13 protein-coding genes are annotated in these 15,680 nt (G+C 53.5%); 10 read left to right on the top strand and 3 right to left on the bottom strand.

From position 1 onward, the window contains the following. The first annotated feature begins 7 nt into the window (after positions 1–7). Positions 8–1,273, top strand: coding sequence for an ABC transporter permease (locus JNUCC32_RS21090; RefSeq protein WP_192569743.1), 1,266 nt, complete (start codon positions 8–10; stop codon positions 1,271–1,273). A 50-nt stretch (positions 1,274–1,323) separates the two neighbouring features. On the opposite strand, the gene JNUCC32_RS21085 is transcribed toward JNUCC32_RS21090, so the two are convergent. Then, a complete protein-coding gene (locus JNUCC32_RS21085) occupies positions 1,324–2,601 on the bottom strand; it encodes a BaiN/RdsA family NAD(P)/FAD-dependent oxidoreductase (protein WP_192569742.1) in 1,278 nt (425 codons plus the stop codon). Between the two features lie 210 nt (positions 2,602–2,811). On the opposite strand from JNUCC32_RS21085, the gene JNUCC32_RS21080 reads away from it, so the two are divergent. The 3 genes from JNUCC32_RS21080 (at position 2,812) to nadE (ending at position 6,217) form a co-directional block, all read left to right on the top strand. Next, on the top strand, positions 2,812–4,536 hold the full coding sequence (locus JNUCC32_RS21080) for an ATP-binding protein (protein WP_192569741.1): 1,725 nt from the start codon (positions 2,812–2,814) through the stop codon (positions 4,534–4,536). A gap of 323 nt (positions 4,537–4,859) precedes the next feature. Further along, the gene (locus JNUCC32_RS21075; RefSeq protein ID WP_009594942.1) at positions 4,860–5,294 is read left to right on the top strand and encodes a BrxA/BrxB family bacilliredoxin; all 435 of its coding nucleotides are present in this window, start codon (positions 4,860–4,862) and stop codon (positions 5,292–5,294) included. Between the two features lie 113 nt (positions 5,295–5,407). Next, positions 5,408–6,217: an NAD(+) synthase gene (nadE, locus tag JNUCC32_RS21070; protein ID WP_009594931.1), complete on the top strand. Its 810-nt coding sequence runs from the start codon at positions 5,408–5,410 to the stop codon at positions 6,215–6,217. Positions 6,218–6,294: 77 nt separating this feature from the next. Here nadE and JNUCC32_RS21065 read toward each other — a convergent pair whose 3' ends face one another. After that, entirely contained in the window at positions 6,295–6,846 is a 552-nt protein-coding gene (locus JNUCC32_RS21065) for a dihydrofolate reductase family protein (RefSeq protein WP_096777016.1), read from the bottom strand. Positions 6,847–7,042: 196 nt separating this feature from the next. Here JNUCC32_RS21065 and acpS point away from each other — a divergent pair, with 196 nt between their 5' ends. From acpS to JNUCC32_RS21050, 3 genes are all read left to right on the top strand, one after another. Next, on the top strand, positions 7,043–7,438 hold the full coding sequence (gene acpS, locus JNUCC32_RS21060) for a holo-ACP synthase (RefSeq protein ID WP_096777114.1): 396 nt from the start codon (positions 7,043–7,045) through the stop codon (positions 7,436–7,438). A 25-nt stretch (positions 7,439–7,463) separates the two neighbouring features. Beyond that, positions 7,464–8,612, top strand: a complete 1,149-nt coding sequence (gene mutY / locus JNUCC32_RS21055; RefSeq protein ID WP_192569740.1) for an A/G-specific adenine glycosylase — start codon at positions 7,464–7,466, stop codon at positions 8,610–8,612. 64 nt (positions 8,613–8,676) lie between these two features. After that, positions 8,677–9,912: an MFS transporter gene (locus JNUCC32_RS21050; RefSeq protein WP_192569739.1), complete on the top strand. Its 1,236-nt coding sequence runs from the start codon at positions 8,677–8,679 to the stop codon at positions 9,910–9,912. 101 nt (positions 9,913–10,013) lie between these two features. Here the strand turns inward: JNUCC32_RS21050 and JNUCC32_RS21045 are convergent, their stop codons facing one another. Further along, positions 10,014–10,622, bottom strand: coding sequence for a superoxide dismutase (locus tag JNUCC32_RS21045; RefSeq protein WP_009594941.1), 609 nt, complete (start codon positions 10,620–10,622; stop codon positions 10,014–10,016). A 320-nt stretch (positions 10,623–10,942) separates the two neighbouring features. Between JNUCC32_RS21045 and JNUCC32_RS21040 the strand changes: the two genes are divergently transcribed. The 3 genes from JNUCC32_RS21040 to JNUCC32_RS21030 are packed head-to-tail and all read left to right on the top strand — an operon-like array spanning position 10,943 to position 15,651. Then, on the top strand, positions 10,943–13,510 hold the full coding sequence (locus JNUCC32_RS21040) for a hypothetical protein (RefSeq protein WP_192569738.1): 2,568 nt from the start codon (positions 10,943–10,945) through the stop codon (positions 13,508–13,510). 27 nt (positions 13,511–13,537) lie between these two features. Next, on the top strand, positions 13,538–14,305 hold the full coding sequence (locus tag JNUCC32_RS21035) for an ABC transporter ATP-binding protein (RefSeq protein ID WP_192569737.1): 768 nt from the start codon (positions 13,538–13,540) through the stop codon (positions 14,303–14,305). Positions 14,306–14,355: 50 nt separating this feature from the next. Next, a complete protein-coding gene (locus tag JNUCC32_RS21030; RefSeq protein WP_192569736.1) occupies positions 14,356–15,651 on the top strand; it encodes an ABC transporter permease in 1,296 nt (431 codons plus the stop codon). Positions 15,652–15,680 lie beyond the last annotated feature (29 nt).

The raw sequence follows: 15,680 nt of genomic DNA, 5'->3' as shown, positions 1-15,680 counted from the left end.
GATGGATATGGAACGATCACATCACTTCAGACATCCGGGCTCCCTCTTATGGCGAAGGGTGACCGCTCATTGGAAGAATCAGCGCGACAATCTGGCGACCGTGGTCGACTGGGTCGTGATGCTCTACATTATTGTCCCCGGCCTTCTCTTGGGAGGCGGGTTATACCGCGAGTTATGGACGAGCCCGCTTCCAGGATGGGTACAATTCCTGCCGCTGCAAGCGGTGGTAGCGATCCTGCTCTTCATGTTTTCCGGCAGAGTGCTGTTATTCTTTGAAGAGGCCGACACATTGTTTCTTCGCCAGCAGCGGGAATGGATGAAGGGGTTAATGATCGGAGGCATGGCGTACAGTCATGCGGTTTCAACGATCAAGGGTTTGTTCATTTCGGTGCTGGCGCTGCCGATTCTCGTCAGGGAACATGAAATTACCGGAACTGCCCTGATGACATTGCTGGCCGTTACAGTCGTTTGCGCCTGGTGCGCCAACCTATGGACGGCCATGATTCGTTCCCGTTATAAAGGCTGGCGGAAGCATCTGATGACGTATGTTGTACGCTGGCTATCATTCGGACTGCTGACGCTGCTTGTTACGTTTTGGCTTCATTCCTATGTTGTGATATGGGCGGCCGTCTTGTTTCTGCTCATGCTGCTTTTTTTTCTCAGCCGAAAGCGTCTGGCCATGCAGGGGACCTTCCTGGCCGATGCGCGCGAAGATGCAAAGACTCGGGTCCAGCTGACGGAGAAGCTGCTGGTTCAAGCCGTCGGGAAACCGCCCAGCATACGAAGCAAAACCTGGTTTATGCGGAAGTCCGGCCGATTGTTCAAAGGCACGGCGGAGAAAAGGCTCGCCGACGCGGGGCTTAAAGCGATTTTGCGCCAACCTGAGAGCTTGTTATTGTACGTTCAGATTACGCTGGTCGGCATCCCGGCCGTCTGGCTGCCGCCGCTGATCATCAAAATCATCGTTTATGCCGCCCTTGTCTTGATGATGTCGTATTGGCTGAACACAAGATGGGCATTGTTTGCCAAAGCCGAATTCATGCATGTGCTTCCGTTTACGAATCAGCAGCATCGAGCCGCCGGCATTGTTGCGGTACGAGCTTTGCTCGCCGTTCCCGCATTTCTTTATTCGCTCGTGGCAGGATTAACGCTTTTTCAGGGCGTAATGGGATGGCTCGCCGTGCTTGCATTGACCGTGCTTGCTCTCATGGTCGCGCCATCGCTCATGTCTTGGCCGGTATACAAGGAGGAGAAACGCCAACCTCAGGAATAATCAAAGCGCGCCGGAATGCTCCCGTCTACAGGGCATTCCGGCGCGCTTTTTTAATCGGCTATGTGCGATACGGACTCGGCGGCATGCTTGCCTGCCGTATATCCGGTCGCAAAGGCGGCCGTGATGTTGTAGCCGCCGGTGTATCCATGTATATCCATAATCTCGCCGCAGAAGAAGAGGCCGGGCATCAGCTTCGATTCCATGCTTTTGGGCTGGATTTCCTTGAGGCTGACGCCGCCGCCCGTCACGAAGGCCTCCTTCAGCGAACGGGTGCCTGAAGCGCGGAACGTAAACTTTTTAAGAACGGAGGCCAGGTTTTCCTGCGCGGCTTTGGATATGCCGCTGCAGATCATGTCGCTATCGATGGACGATTTGGATAACAGCAGCGGGATCATCCGCTCCGGCAGCATGCCCTTAAGCACGTTCTTGATGCTCTTTCGCGGCTCATCCTCCAATCGTCCTTTGAGCTCGGCCGCAAGCTCCGTTTGAGAGCGCTCGGGGAACATGTCGATGGCCATGTCCACGTTGACGACATCGAATTTCCGCTGCACCTGGCGGATGAACTGACTGCAGCGAAGCGCGATCGGTCCGGACACCCCGAAATGGGTAAACAGCATATCTCCCCGGTGGGCAATCACTTTTTTTCCTTTCGGATTCCAGACGGACAGCTCCACCTCCCGCAGTGACAAGCCCTGCAGCTCTTTAGAGGCAATAAAAGGCTCGGTAGACACGATAGGCACCTCGGTCGGATACAGCTCCGTTATCGTATGGCCTGCGGCTTCAGCCCATGGATAACCGTCTCCCGTCGAACCGGTCTGGGGCACGGATTGCCCGCCGGTGGCAATGATCACGCAGGAAGAGTGGATCACTTCCCCGGATTTCAGCTCGACCCCGGCCGTCCGGCCGTTCTCATAGAGAACGCGGTTCACCGGGCTATTCGTCCGGATATCGGTACCGAGCTCCTTCACTTTGCCGATCAGGGCATTCACCACGCTGGAGGCTTTGTCCGTAACAGGGAACATGCGCCCGTTGTCTTCCTCCTTCAGCCGAATGCCGAGACCCTCGAAGAAGGTCATGATGTCCCTGTTGTTCCAATGCTGAAAAGCGCTGTACAAAAAGCGTCCGTTCCCCGGAATGTTGGCAATCAATTCATCCTGTTCTTTGGCATTCGTGACATTGCATCTTCCGCCGCCCGAGATGCCAAGCTTACGGCCTAGCTTGTCCCCTTTGTCGATCAAGAGGACAGAAGCTCCTCTTTCCCCTGCAGCCACGCAGGACATCAATCCGGAAGGTCCGCCTCCGACGACGATAATATCATAATCAAGCATGTTTGCTCATAGCTCCTTTGGGGGTATATCAATTAATAGATGGATCTTATTATATAGGATATTCACGAATTATCCCAAACCTCATGGATAGGACATAAGACGTGGGACTCCGTCGCCGCTGCAGGAATTTACAAGATATTGTAATATGATGTCGCCTGTGCTTTAATCAGAAATATTAGATGCGTTGTCCAATTGAGGTGATGGATCACTGTGCTGAGCCTATGGAAAGATATTTTGCTGCAAGTTTTGCTGTCTGGTACACTCATCTTTCATCTGCCGCTTCTCCTCGACAGACATCTAAAGTGCCTGAACAAGAAGAACCCGGATGATCTGCTTCGATTTCGCAAGCATATTGTCATTGCCAGCGGAATCAGCACCGTATTGTGCGTCTTGATTTCTGCAATGAGCGATTATTACGTTCCGATCCATCTTGGCGTGATCCCGTTATTTTTAGGCATATTATATGGAAGCAGGAGTTCAGGGCTATGTCTTGCAGTAATTTATGCCACAAGCCATGGGCTGATTAACGGCTGGTCAACGACCGGCCTCGTTCTGAATTTGCTTGTATTGGGATACTCGCTATTACCTAGGGTATCCTCCAATTTCAAGCAAGGCTCCATGACCGAAAAGATTTATTGGCTCTGGAGCGCGCTCGTTCCGGCTATGCTGATTATTGTAGCCTGCCACGCGATGGAAGGAAAGGCTAGGAATGACGATCTGAATCCGGACACGATTCTGGTGACCATTCTGTATATGCTGATCGGCATTTTTTATTCGGGCGTGATCGTGTATTGGATCGAATTAACCTCTGGGCGTCTGGCTTCGGGCCAGTACGACGTGAAGGGCGGAGAGATTGCTTCATTAACGAAAATGATGGAGATGATTCCTTTAGGGATGGTTGCGGTGGATCGCAGCGGCAATATCATCGCCTTTAATCAACCGCTTATCCGCAGCTTTCGAAGCGTGTTTCCCAATCTGACCACCAAGGATGTCATCGGCAGGCCGTTGTTCGACTTGTTGGAGGGCATGATTCAAAAGGAACATTTGCGCAGCCGATTTCAGAGAGCCATAAACGGTGTCGAAAGCACCGGGGAAATTATGCGCAGCGCTACTAGAGTGTATTCTACCGGCATTTATCCGCTTATACATAATGGGAACGGCGACATCATGGGTGCGGTAGGCATTATGGAAGACATTACGGAGCTTGAGAAGCTCCGCACGGAATTTATTAATGTAGAACGGTTAAGCTTGGTCGGCCAAATGGCGGCAAGCATCACCCACGAGATTCGCAACCCGATGGCTGTCGTGCGCGGATTTCTGCAGCTTATGAAAGAGAAGAGTCCGGATACGCTGGATCATTATTACCGGATCGTCATGGAAGAGCTCGATCGGGCCAATGGCATCATCAGCGACTTTTTGTCCCTGGCCCAGAACCGGGCAGCCGAGAAAGAAGAGTGCCACCTACATGACATTATCCATGAGCTCAGCCCGCTCTTGTGGGCGGACGCCAATTTGCGCGGACAGAACATCGAGCTGAAACTGGGAACCGGCATTCCCGAACTGTATCTGAATGCCAAGGAAATGAAGCAGCTCATTCTGAACTTGTGCCGCAATGGGATGGAGGCCATGGATGACAAGGGGACGTTGACGATCGAAACCCGGCTGGAAGGGGACCTCGCCCAGTTGTATGTGGCGGATACCGGAATCGGCATACCGGAGAATGAGCTGGAGCGCTTGTTTGAACCTTTCTTTACCACGAAGAGCAAGGGGACGGGGCTTGGACTCGCCCTGTGCATGAGCATTGTACAGCGTCATCATGGAACGATAGACGTAAAATCGTACCTAGGCGAGGGCACGGTGTTCATCATTTCTTTTCCTGTCCGCTCGTACCCGCACGGCCTGACGGAATCCCAGAGCGCTGCCGCTTCCGAATAAACGGTCTGTTAATTACGCATCATAAGGCAGAGCTCAGGGTAAAGGAGGGATTCGGATGAGTAAGAACGATTCCAAGCAACAGGAGCAGCAGGAGCGTGAAAACAAAGATCGCCGTGGCGAGCCCATCGTTGACAAGAAAAAGGACGGGGTAAACTATCCTGCTACCTAGTATGATGATTGAAGCAAGAAGACGGGCGGTATCCCATTTTGTGATGCTGCTCGTTTTGTATTTTCTTGCTTTCACTCTTTAGGATTGTATAATATAGATATCGATGAGCTGTTATAATTCGAACAATCTTGTTTATATAAGGAGTGAAGCAGTTATGGGTATGTCTTTTGACCGATATATGCGCGATATGGTTCAACCGATGCGGGATGAACTGACCAGTTTGGGAATCAAGGAGCTCACAACACCTGAAGAGGTGGAAGAAGTGCTTCCGGAGGCGAAAGGCACAACGCTGGTCGTTGTAAACTCCGTATGCGGATGCGCAGCAGGGCAAGCACGTCCTGGTGTAGCCATTGCGCTTGAGAACCAGGTGAAGCCGGATCATTTGTATACCGTGTTCGCCGGACAGGATAAGGAAGCAACGGCGAAAGCCCGTGAGTATTTTGCTCCGTATCCTCCGTCCTCCCCATCGATTGCGCTGCTGAAGGACGGGGAATTGGTACACTTTATTGAGCGTCATCAAGTGGAGAACCGTTCCGCCGAAGAAATCGCCGCAGATTTGACCGACGCATTCAATCGCTACTGCCAGTGATTCGGCAGTTACATAGGCCCCGAAGCATTCGGCATATTCCGAAGCCGCGGGGCTTTTGTTGTATGAATGAAGTACTTAAGTTAGAGAGAACATACTGAAAGGAGTCATCTATCATGAGCCTGCAAGAACAAATTATCGCTGAACTGGGTGTCAAGCCTACGATTAACGTGGAGGAAGAGGTACGCAAGCGCGTGGATTTCCTGAAAAACTACGTGAAGAACTCCGGCACTTCCGGACTGCTGATCGCCATTAGCGGCGGGATCGATTCGGCCGTGGCCGCCGGCCTGTGCAAGCGGGCTACAGACGAGCTCACGGAGGAGAACGGCAAGGAATACAAGACGCTCGGGGTGTTCCAGCCATACGGCGAACAGGCCGATATTTCCGACAGCTACGCAACGGCGAAGGCCTTCGATTTGAAATATACCGTCGAGACCAATATCGAGGAGGCGGTGAACGAGGTTGCTTTGGAAGTGGAGCATGGCCTGAAGAATATCGGCGTCCATCAACATATGAGTATCCCCGGCAAAGGCAACGTGAAGGCCAGAGTGCGTATGGTGGTACAATATGCGCTGGCATTCGAGCAGAATTTGATCGTTGTCGGCACGGACCATGCATCCGAGGCGATTACCGGCTTCTATACCAAGTGGGGGGACGGCGCAGTGGACATTACGCCGCTGAGTTCCCTGAACAAGCGTCAGGTTCGCATGCTTGCATCCTATTTGGGGGTACCGCAATCGATTCTGGACAAAGCGCCTTCTGCCGGACTTTGGGAAGGACAGACGGACGAGAAAGAGCTCGGAATCAGCTATGATGATAACAGCGACTATCTGGAAGGCAAAACGATCAATCCCGAGGTTCAGCAGAAGCTTGAGAGCTATTACGTCAAAACGGCGCACAAGCGCAATACGATTCCAGGCATCTAACATAACCATATCCCAAGCGCAACAAGCCTTTCGGAGGATATCCCATCCCCCGGAAGGCTTTATATTTTTTATAGAGACTAGGTATATATGATGTTGTAGGTCGGTTTGAGAACGCCGTTGGCATATTGCTTCATATCGATCAAATCGAACTTCAACCTGGGTTTGACACTGCCGAATAACGGAACACCGTCACCAACCATCACTGGATTAATTTTTAAAACAAGCTGATCGATGAGTTTATGCTGGAGCAGGCTTCCTGCCAATTCTCCGCCGCCGCACAGCCACAGCTTGCCGTCTGCCTGTTCTTTGAGATGACGGATGAAGGGGATGGCGTCCTCCTTGATCAATTCAACCTCATCGTTGGATTCGAATTCTAACGAACGTGAGAATATATAATGCTTAAGACCTTTGTAACCTGGCTCCCCCGGCTTAGCCCCCATCTTAAAACCAAACGCATACGTTTTTCCGCCCATGAGGACCGCCTCATAGTCCTGGATTTCCGCTAGAAAGTCCGGAACATGTTCCCCATCGAATAAAAAAAGGGTCTGATCGATTCTTCCCTCCATCATGGCCTGATCTGCGATAAAATAGTCAAGCGAAACGGCAACGTGATAAATTAATGTACCCAAAACATGATTCCTCCTTTGTTTTATATGCTGTTTTGTTCAGTTTATATGGATAAAATTTGAAATACAACAAATGTATTTAATTCATGCTGTTGTAACACCGTAGTCTCGCGTTGGCGGACATCGACTGCTACAATAAGAAGGAGTGTTTATTTTTTTGGAACAGGAAGACTGGATCAACGAAGGGGAGCAGACGATTGTGATCTACGGAATCGGGCATGATGTGCTGGACATGAAGCGAATGGAGACGTTGATGACAGGCCCGCATGGAGAGAAGTTCATTCAGCGCGTGCTTACGCAGCAAGAGCAGGCCGTTGCCGCTAAGAAGGGGGCAAGACGGACGGAGTTTATTGCCGGGCGTTTTGCTGCCAAGGAGGCGATATCCAAGGCATTTGGCTGCGGAATCGGCCGCCTGATCGGATTCCATGACATGGAAGTAATGCCGGGTGCTCTCGGCAGGCCGGAAGCCAGTCTGTCCAAGGAAGCCTGGGACCGCCTGGGCTTGGGGGGCCCCGCCCATTATGCGATTCATTTGACGATTTCCCATCAGGCCACGCTGGCTTCCGCCTTCGCCGTGGTGGAGAAGATCAAGTAAGGAAGACGAAGGAGATTACGAATAGATGCATAACACGGAACACAAACGATACTTCAGCCAAGAGCTGCTGGATTGGTATGAAATCAATAAACGGGATCTGCCATGGCGCAGGCATCGCGATCCTTATTATATATGGGTATCTGAAATTATGCTGCAGCAGACCCGGGTAGATACGGTGATCCCGTATTTCCATCGGTTTATCGAGCGGTTTCCGACGATCCAATCGCTTGCGGACGCGCCGGAGGACGATGTATTGAAATGCTGGGAGGGTCTGGGCTATTATTCCCGCGCACGCAACCTTCAGGCTGCCGCTAGACAAGTGACGGAGCAGTACGATGGCGTGATGCCCAGCGGCAAAGACGAAGTGTCGGGTCTGAAAGGGATAGGGCCCTATACCTCGGGCGCCATTCGCAGCATCGCGTTCAACATTCCGGCCGCGGCCATGGACGGCAACGTGATGCGCGTGCTTTCCCGTTATTTTTTGATCGAGGAAGATATCATGAAAGTGAAAACCCGTACCAAGATGGAGGATCTGGTGCTGACGCTGGTTCCGGATGGACGGGCCTCGGATTTCACCCAGGCGCTGATGGAGCTGGGGGCCTTGATCTGTACGCCGAAGTCGCCCAAATGCCTGGTATGTCCGGTCATGGAGCATTGTTCGGCCAGGCTGGAGGGCAAAGAGGAATCGCTTCCTATTAAAACGAAGGCCAAGCCGCCGCGTCCTGAATACCGTCTTACCGCGATTGTAGAGGGCACCGGCGTGCACGAAGGCAAGATCCTGATCCGCAAGCGTCCAGCCGCCGGTTTATTGGCCGGGATGTGGGAGCTGCCGCATGTGATCGTATCGGCCGATGGGAGCAGCGTACCGGCTGCAATGCCCGAGGAGACGGCGATGGTCCGCTTGCGCGATGCCTTGCTGGAGGAAGGGGTCCCGGTCCAGCCGATCGGCCATGTGATGGACGCGGAGCATACCTTTAGCCATATTCAATGGAATATGGGCGTATACCGCTGTAAGTGGCAGGATGTGCCGCCGGCAGTCCTGCAGGCTGCGGAAAGCGCGGCTGCATATGAGACGGGCGAAGAGAATTTCCGGTGGATTCACGTTCAGGATATGGAGCGTTACGCATTTCCCAATGTATTCATCCGGATTCTGAATGCCTATTTCTCATCTTGAAGCCGCTTTTGCCTTTTTCATTAGGATGTAATGCAGAAGAGGTTTGTAAGGAGTCGTGAAGCTTTTGCATAGTTGGAAGAATGCGTTGTTGTACATTTTTGGCATCGGGATCTCCAATCTCGGGAACTGGATCTATCTGGTTGCCATCAATTTGCTCGTGCTCCACATGACGGGGTCTCCCGCGGCAGTAGCCGGATTGTTCATCATCCGGCCGCTCGCTACCCTGTTGACCAACTCCTGGGCGGGCAGCATCATCGACAGGGCGAACAAGCGCAGGCTTATGATGATCACCGATGTGATCCGGGGGGCCTTGATCGCCCTGATTCCCTTCATGTCCTCGGTGTGGGGCATCTATGGCATCATGTTTCTGATTAACGTGGCGGGCTCTTTCTTTGGGCCTACGTCCATGACGTACGTAACGAAGCTGATTCCGGCAGAGGTACGAAAGCGGTTCAACGCATGGTCCAGCTTTACGACTTCCGGCGCGGTATTGCTTGGACCCGCCTTATCCGGCCTGTTGATCGCCTACACGGATATTCGGGTCAGCATCGTCATCAATGCGGTATCCTTCCTGATCTGTGCGCTTGTCATCTATTTCCTTCCCGATGTGGATGAAGAGGAGGCGGCAGACAGCAAGCGGGAGGCCATGACGATGAGAATGCTGCTTCGGGACTGGGCCGCGGTGATCGATTTCGGAAAGGCCGCGAAGTATTTTATGCTCGTATACGTGCTGTTTCAATCCGCCACGCTGCTCGGTTTTGCGCTTGATTCCCAGGAGGCCACGTTCATTAAGCAGGTGCTGCTCCTCGGCGACGAGGATTACGGATTGCTTGTCAGCGTTGCGGGAGCAGGGTATCTGGCAGGCTCGATGGCTGCGTCTTTATCCGTTAAACGGCTGTCGCTGCGTATGTTTATCGGTGCAGGGATGCTCCTGTCAAGCATCGGTTATATGATCTTCTATGCGGCATCGGGTCTTATGACGGCCGTGATCGGTTTTATCGTGTTTGGATTCTTCTCTTCGTATGCCAATGCGGGGTATACCACTTTTTTCCAAAACCAGGTGCCCGTCGACCTCATGGGACGCTTTACGAGCGTGACCCGACTGCTGGAAGGGATGCTGCAGATTCTCTTCACGCTCCTGCTCGGTTTTGCCGCCGATGCCTGGTCGCTGCAGGCCGTATGCCTGATCGGTGCAGGCGCAGCGGTTCTGCCCTCGGCCATGCTGCTGGCGGTCATCTACTCGCCGTCCAAAGCGCGTTATTATGAGACCGGCGCCGCGGCAGCGGCAAACGATGCGTAGGAGAATTCAATGAAAATGAAAAGGCTGCTTTCGCGGTAGACAGGGTCTACGGCGGAGAGCAGCCTTTTTTGTGATATGAGATCGGTTGTAGTCAGGCGATATTACTTCGCGTTGTCGTAACGTTTGCCGACTTCTTCCCAGTTTACAACATTCCAGAATGCGGAGATGTAGTCCGGGCGTTTGTTTTGATATTTCAGGTAGTAAGCATGCTCCCAAACGTCCAGGCCGAGGAGAGGAGTTTGACCTTCCATGATCGGGCTGTCTTGGTTAGGAGTGCTGGTTACCGCCAGTTTGCCGTCTTTAACAACGAGCCAAGCCCAGCCGCTGCCGAAACGAGTTGTAGCCGCTTTGGCGAAATCTTCCTTGAATTTATCGAAGCCGCCGAGCTCGCTGTTGATGGCATCAGCCAAAGCGCCGGTTGGTTGCCCGCCGCCGTTTGGTCCGATCACTTCCCAGAACAGGGAGTGGTTAGCATGGCCGCCGCCGTTGTTGCGAACCGCTGTGCGGATGCTTTCCGGTACAGCATCAAGGTTGCCGATCAGATCCTCAAGGGATTTGCCTTGAAGCTCAGGAGCGTTCTCAAGAGCAGCGTTCAAGTTGGTTACGTAGGTATTATGGTGGCGATCATGGTGGATCTCCATCGTTTGTGCGTCGATGTGGGGCTCGAGCGCGTCGTTTGCGTAAGGAAGTGCTGGTAATTGAAATGCCATAGTAAAAACCTCCTGTAAATTTAGTTTTTGGTTATGATGAAAGGCCTTCCTTCATCAGGAAGCCTTTATCATCCCGGAGCAATGGAATATGTAATCCGGCTACACTACATATATTAAACCGTTTTGGGTGATTAAATCAACTTTTATGTTTGAAAAGTCCGCGAGAGCCGATTTAAGGCCTAAAGAATGTTGTTTCGCCGCAATGGAAAATGATGAAAAACTTTCCTAAGAAAGTTGTCGTTATATATATAGCCTTGAAGAAATCTGTACTTATAGATGGAGCATGAAAGGGATAGATCGAGGTAGAAAGGAGTCGTAACATGAATAGTACAAAGTTCAGAGTGACGGCCATTTTGATGGCTGCGATTCTGGCTGCGGCACCGCAAGTCGAAGCTGCTGCATCTAAGACGGAGACATCGCAAATCGCGAAGTCGGCCGCGCAGAAAAATGCAAATCTGGCCTGGAGCGTGAAGCTGGGCAGCAACGTCACGGCGAAGCTCGACCATGCCGACGTATGGCAGCAAAACGGATCGCATGCGGCGGTATTTACCCTGACCTATAAAAATGGGGGCAAGAGCGCGGCGCGCCTGGTATCTTATTTTCCCAAGGTGGTCCTTCCCGGCGGTTCCGTGAGCGCGGCCAATCCCATTTCCAAGGACCTGGCCAAGAAGAAGGTAGAGCCCGGGCAAAGCGTGAGCGTCACCTACTATGCGAAGACCGACAGCAGCTCTTTGGCCGGCATGAAGCTGGTCATGGACGTATGGAATCCGCAGGTCAAAGGCTACCTGCAGCGCGTCGGAACGTACAGAATGCCCGCCAATTATTCCGCTGCCGTCCCAACGGGCTCAAGCACCAAGCTGAAGCTGGGCGGAACGCCGGTTACCGTACAGGCGGAATCGCTGGAGATCATCAAGTACGACGGCAAAGTCATCGCCAAAGTCGGGATGTATATGACCAATCATGGCGGCAAGGTATGGAACGATCGGGGATTCGAGGCGCATTTGGTAACGGCAAGCGGCAATTGGTTCCCGTTGCGTCATGAGGCGGGGGCAGAAGGGGTGCCTGTCCAGCCGAAAGAAAAGAAACTGGTTTACTACATAACGGAAGTTCCCTCTTACCTGAAGACGGCCGGCCTGCGTTTCTTATGGACCGAAAACGATGACACGCTGAAGCTGTCCTTGCCTGTCGCCTCATTCAAGCTGCCGGCGGCAACAGCTCCGAAGTGGGACGTCAAGGCGGGCGAAGCCAAGAAGTTGACCATCCGGGGGATTCCGGTCGATGCCAGAATCCGCCAGTCTTCGCTGCGTGCCTCAGGGGGACAGGGCATATGGACCATTGAGATGGCCTTCAAGAACAAAGGAAAAAAATCGGTGGAGGTTCCGGCCTACGAGTTCGCGATTAAAGCGTCCGAAGGCTCCTTCCATCCTTATGCACCGGACGCCAAAGCGGGCTTGACGCTCCGCCCCGGGGAAGAGAAAACGATGGTGATGGAAATCGCGCTTCCGCTTGATCTCAAGCAGGACCGGCTGAAGCTGCAAATGATCGGGGCATCAGGCACGGCCGGCTCATCCAAACCGCCCGCGAATCCGGGTGAGTCGGGCAGCGAGCCGACCTCCGAGGTTCAGGAGCCGTTGACCCTCCCGATTGCATACTTTGCCATCCCGTACCAAACGGAACGCAAGTCATCCATCGGCGTGGAATACGGCGCGCAGTCGGCCAAAGGATTTGCGTACACGCTGGAATCCATCCAGCGCCTGCCGTGGCAGGACCAGGACCTGATCGTGGCGAAGCTGCGGCTGCGGAATACCCAGGAATCCAAATCGCTGCCGCTGCCAGAGCTTAAAGCGAACGTCACGGCGGATGAAAAAACAAGCTTGGCCGGCCCGGAGGTCATCGCCGAGGAGCAGGGCTCCCTGATTGCGCCGGGGGCATCAACCGAGGTGTACGTCATGGCGCGGATCCCGTATACGAAGGATATACGTTCGCTCCGTTTCGAGCTGTTTACGCAGCAGGAGGCGGCGAAAACGTCGTTCCTGACCATGACCACGTCCGGGATGATGCAGTCGATCGGCGTTCTGGAGAAAGGGAAGCCGTATACGGTCACGGCTGCGGGTAAACGTGCGGAGGCACAAGAACGGCGGACGGTCATCTATGAAGGAGCAGACTCCGATATCGTCTATTCGGAATTCGTGCTGACCAGCAACGAACAGCGCCGCGTTCAAGCCGCAGTGCTGAAAGGGTACTTCCAAAGCGCGGACGGCAGGATTTATGAAGCGGAGACCCTTCAGCCGGAAGCGGCCCTTCAGCCGGGATCCAGGCAGTCGATCGTCTTTTGGGCCCGAGTGCCGAAAGGGGCTGCCAGCGAATTGGGCCTGGCCCTCGGCACGGCGATGTCCGGAGGCAAGCTTGCGGAAACGGGCAAGGACGCTACGGGTGTGCTGGGCGTGAAAAAATTGATGCTGAATCCGGCCAGACCTGCGGCAAGCTCCGGCCTGACGCAGCTCGATTGGTATCCTTACAGCGTTTCGGTCACGAAAGCTGCTGGGCATTTACAGGAGGGCAGTTCCACCATATCGCTCAATGCCACGTTGGATGTGAAACGGAGCGAGAGCATTGCGGCCGCGGATTCCGGCCGCAAGCTGATACTCATCATCAAGGATAGCCTCGGACAAACACAGGAGCGGACGCTTACGCCAGGCACCGATATCCAAGTGCCGGGCACCCGGTCGATATCGATGGAGCTGACGGACGAGCAGTACAAAAAGCTCCGCGGCGGCTGGTTTAACTTGACCCTTGTGGACGAATTCCAGAACGAGCGGATCACGCTGGGCAGCCAGAGCTACAACCTGACGTTCCAGCCCCTTCTGGACCCGAACGAGGAGAGATAGACTAAGAACCGGAAAGGAATAGCGAACATGCTGCGTTTGGAAAATGTATCGCACAGCTTTAAGAACGGCAACGAAGTGTTAAAGGTGCTTCATAACATCCAGTTCGAAGTCCAGAAGGGCGAGATGATTGCGCTGCTCGGCAGCTCCGGATCGGGCAAGTCCACGCTGCTCAACTTGATGGCCGGGCTGATGAAACCGACCGAAGGCCATATTTATATTGCGGATCAGGATATCGTCAAATACGGGGAAAACAAGCTTGCCGTTTTTCGGCGCAAGCATATCGGATTTATTTTTCAGGCTTACGAATTGATTCCGACACTCACGGTTCGTGAGAACGTGGAGCTTCCGCTTGTTTTTCAATCCGTTTCTCCGTCCAAGCGCCGCAAGAAAGCGATGGAGCTTCTGGAGATGACGGGGATCGGCGATAAGGCTTCGCTGTACCCGTCCCAGCTGTCCGGCGGGCAGCAGCAGCGCGTCAGTATTGCCCGCTCGTTGATTACCGAGCCTTCCGTCATTTTTGCGGACGAGCCGACGGGCAACCTGGACACCAAAACGGAAGAGGAAATTATCCGAATCATGATGTCGCTGAACGAGTCCATGAAGACGACGTTTGTCATCGTTACCCATGAGATGGAAGTCGCCGCCCAAATGAAAAAAACGATTATGCTCCGCGACGGTTATTTGGTTCAGCCGGAGAACTACGCGACTTCCACGGGAGGGCAGCGGGGGCCGAGCGCCCCTTCGCCCCTGTCCGGGGTCCCGGTTCATTCGGAGGAGGCAGGTGAGGTCCGCTGAGATTTTTAGACAGCATACGGCTGGCATGGGGACAGATCAAACGCCGTAAAGTGGTAACGGCCCTGTGCATGACCGGCATTTCGATCGGATGTGCGGCTATCATCGTAGCGATCAGCATCGGAAACGGCGCCCAGAGTTATTTGGAGACGGAAATCATAGGCGGCATGAAACTTGACGAAATTACGGTGACTCCGCAGAGCACGGGCGGGCCCGGGGAAGGCGGCGGCCAATCGGCGGGAGGAGAACGGGGATTGCTTACGGATGATAAGGTTCAGGTCATTCAGGGCTTCAATCACGTCAAATCCGTTGTAGCCACCAAGCAGCTCGGTTATTTCCGGACCATTTCGTCCGACAACCTGATCCATGAAGGCATCAACGTCGTGGCCGTGGACCTGTCCAAGCTTAAAGAGCAGGGAAACCGGTTCAAGGAAGGCGGCCCGCTGGAGCAGATCGGTGCCGTGGTGCTGAATTACGGAGCGACAACCGGATGGAAGGACGCGGAGACGAGCGAAAGATTGAACAATATGATGAGTTCCGATCCCAACAATCCGCAGCTATGGGAAGAGTTCCAGAAGTATGAGAGCGCCGTTTCGGAAATGATCGGAAAGAACGTTCAGCTGGAGCAGATGGACAACGACAAGAAATTGCTCAGCCCGCAGCTCTACGTCGGGGGCGTGCTGGATGTGCCCAAGGGGCGGGATGCCCAGTTTGCATTCTATGACCGTCAGGCCTACATATCCTTTGACACGGCAGATTGGCTGACGGATAGCTTGAATCTGCAAAAAGGGCCAGCTTCGAAACAGCGGGTTTACGATAATCTAACGGTCAAAGTGGAGGATCTGCAATATATTAAACCGCTCGAGGACCTGATCTCCAAGCTTGCGCTGAATGCGAGCGACAATCTGGCCATGCGGGATCAGGTTGCTTCCCAATTGGACACCTTCAAGGCGATCGCTCTCGGCGTAGGCGTATTTATCCTGTTGCTGGCCTCGATTTCGATCATCGTCGCCATGACGATGTCGACGCATCAGCGCCGCCGGCAAATCGGCATCATGAAGGTTCTGGGAGCGAATATGCCGCAAATCCGGAACATGTTCATCGTGGAAGCCAGCCTGCTCGGTTTGCTTGGCGGCTTGCTCGGCATCGTATTCGCGTATTTGATCATCAAAGGGCTGAATTCATTCATCATGGCTTCGGCAGGCATGTCGGGACTGCAAATCGCCGTGACGGCGGAGACGCTGCCGATCGGCATTGCCTTCGCCGTAATGACGGGCATCTTCTCGGGGATTTACCCGGCGATCAGCGCAGCAAGAACGAATGCGCTGCTGGCCATCAAGCGGGATTAGGATCATGAGTTTCGGAAAGGAAGCTAAAT

This window comes from Paenibacillus sp. JNUCC32 (genome assembly GCF_014863545.1).
Taxonomy (GTDB): domain Bacteria; phylum Bacillota; class Bacilli; order Paenibacillales; family Paenibacillaceae; genus Paenibacillus_AQ; species Paenibacillus_AQ lautus_A.
The sequence above is the reverse complement of the archived record's forward strand: the minus strand, read 5'-3'. Positions and strand labels throughout refer to the sequence as shown.

What these genes read in the sequence shown, in the direction of transcription:
- JNUCC32_RS21035 (WP_192569737.1), top strand. Translation starts at nt 13,538, where the DNA reads ATGCTGCGTTTGGAAAATGTATCGCACAGCTTTAAGAACGGCAACGAA.
- JNUCC32_RS21040 (WP_192569738.1), top strand. Translation starts at nt 10,943, where the DNA reads ATGAATAGTACAAAGTTCAGAGTGACGGCCATTTTGATGGCTGCGATT.
- JNUCC32_RS21045 (WP_009594941.1), bottom strand. Translation starts at nt 10,622, where the DNA reads ATGGCATTTCAATTACCAGCACTTCCTTACGCAAACGACGCGCTCGAG.
- JNUCC32_RS21090 (WP_192569743.1), top strand. Translation starts at nt 8, where the DNA reads ATGGAACGATCACATCACTTCAGACATCCGGGCTCCCTCTTATGGCGA.
- mutY (WP_192569740.1), top strand. Translation starts at nt 7,464, where the DNA reads ATGCATAACACGGAACACAAACGATACTTCAGCCAAGAGCTGCTGGAT.
- JNUCC32_RS21075 (WP_009594942.1), top strand. Translation starts at nt 4,860, where the DNA reads ATGGGTATGTCTTTTGACCGATATATGCGCGATATGGTTCAACCGATG.
- JNUCC32_RS21085 (WP_192569742.1), bottom strand. Translation starts at nt 2,601, where the DNA reads ATGCTTGATTATGATATTATCGTCGTCGGAGGCGGACCTTCCGGATTG.
- nadE (WP_009594931.1), top strand. Translation starts at nt 5,408, where the DNA reads ATGAGCCTGCAAGAACAAATTATCGCTGAACTGGGTGTCAAGCCTACG.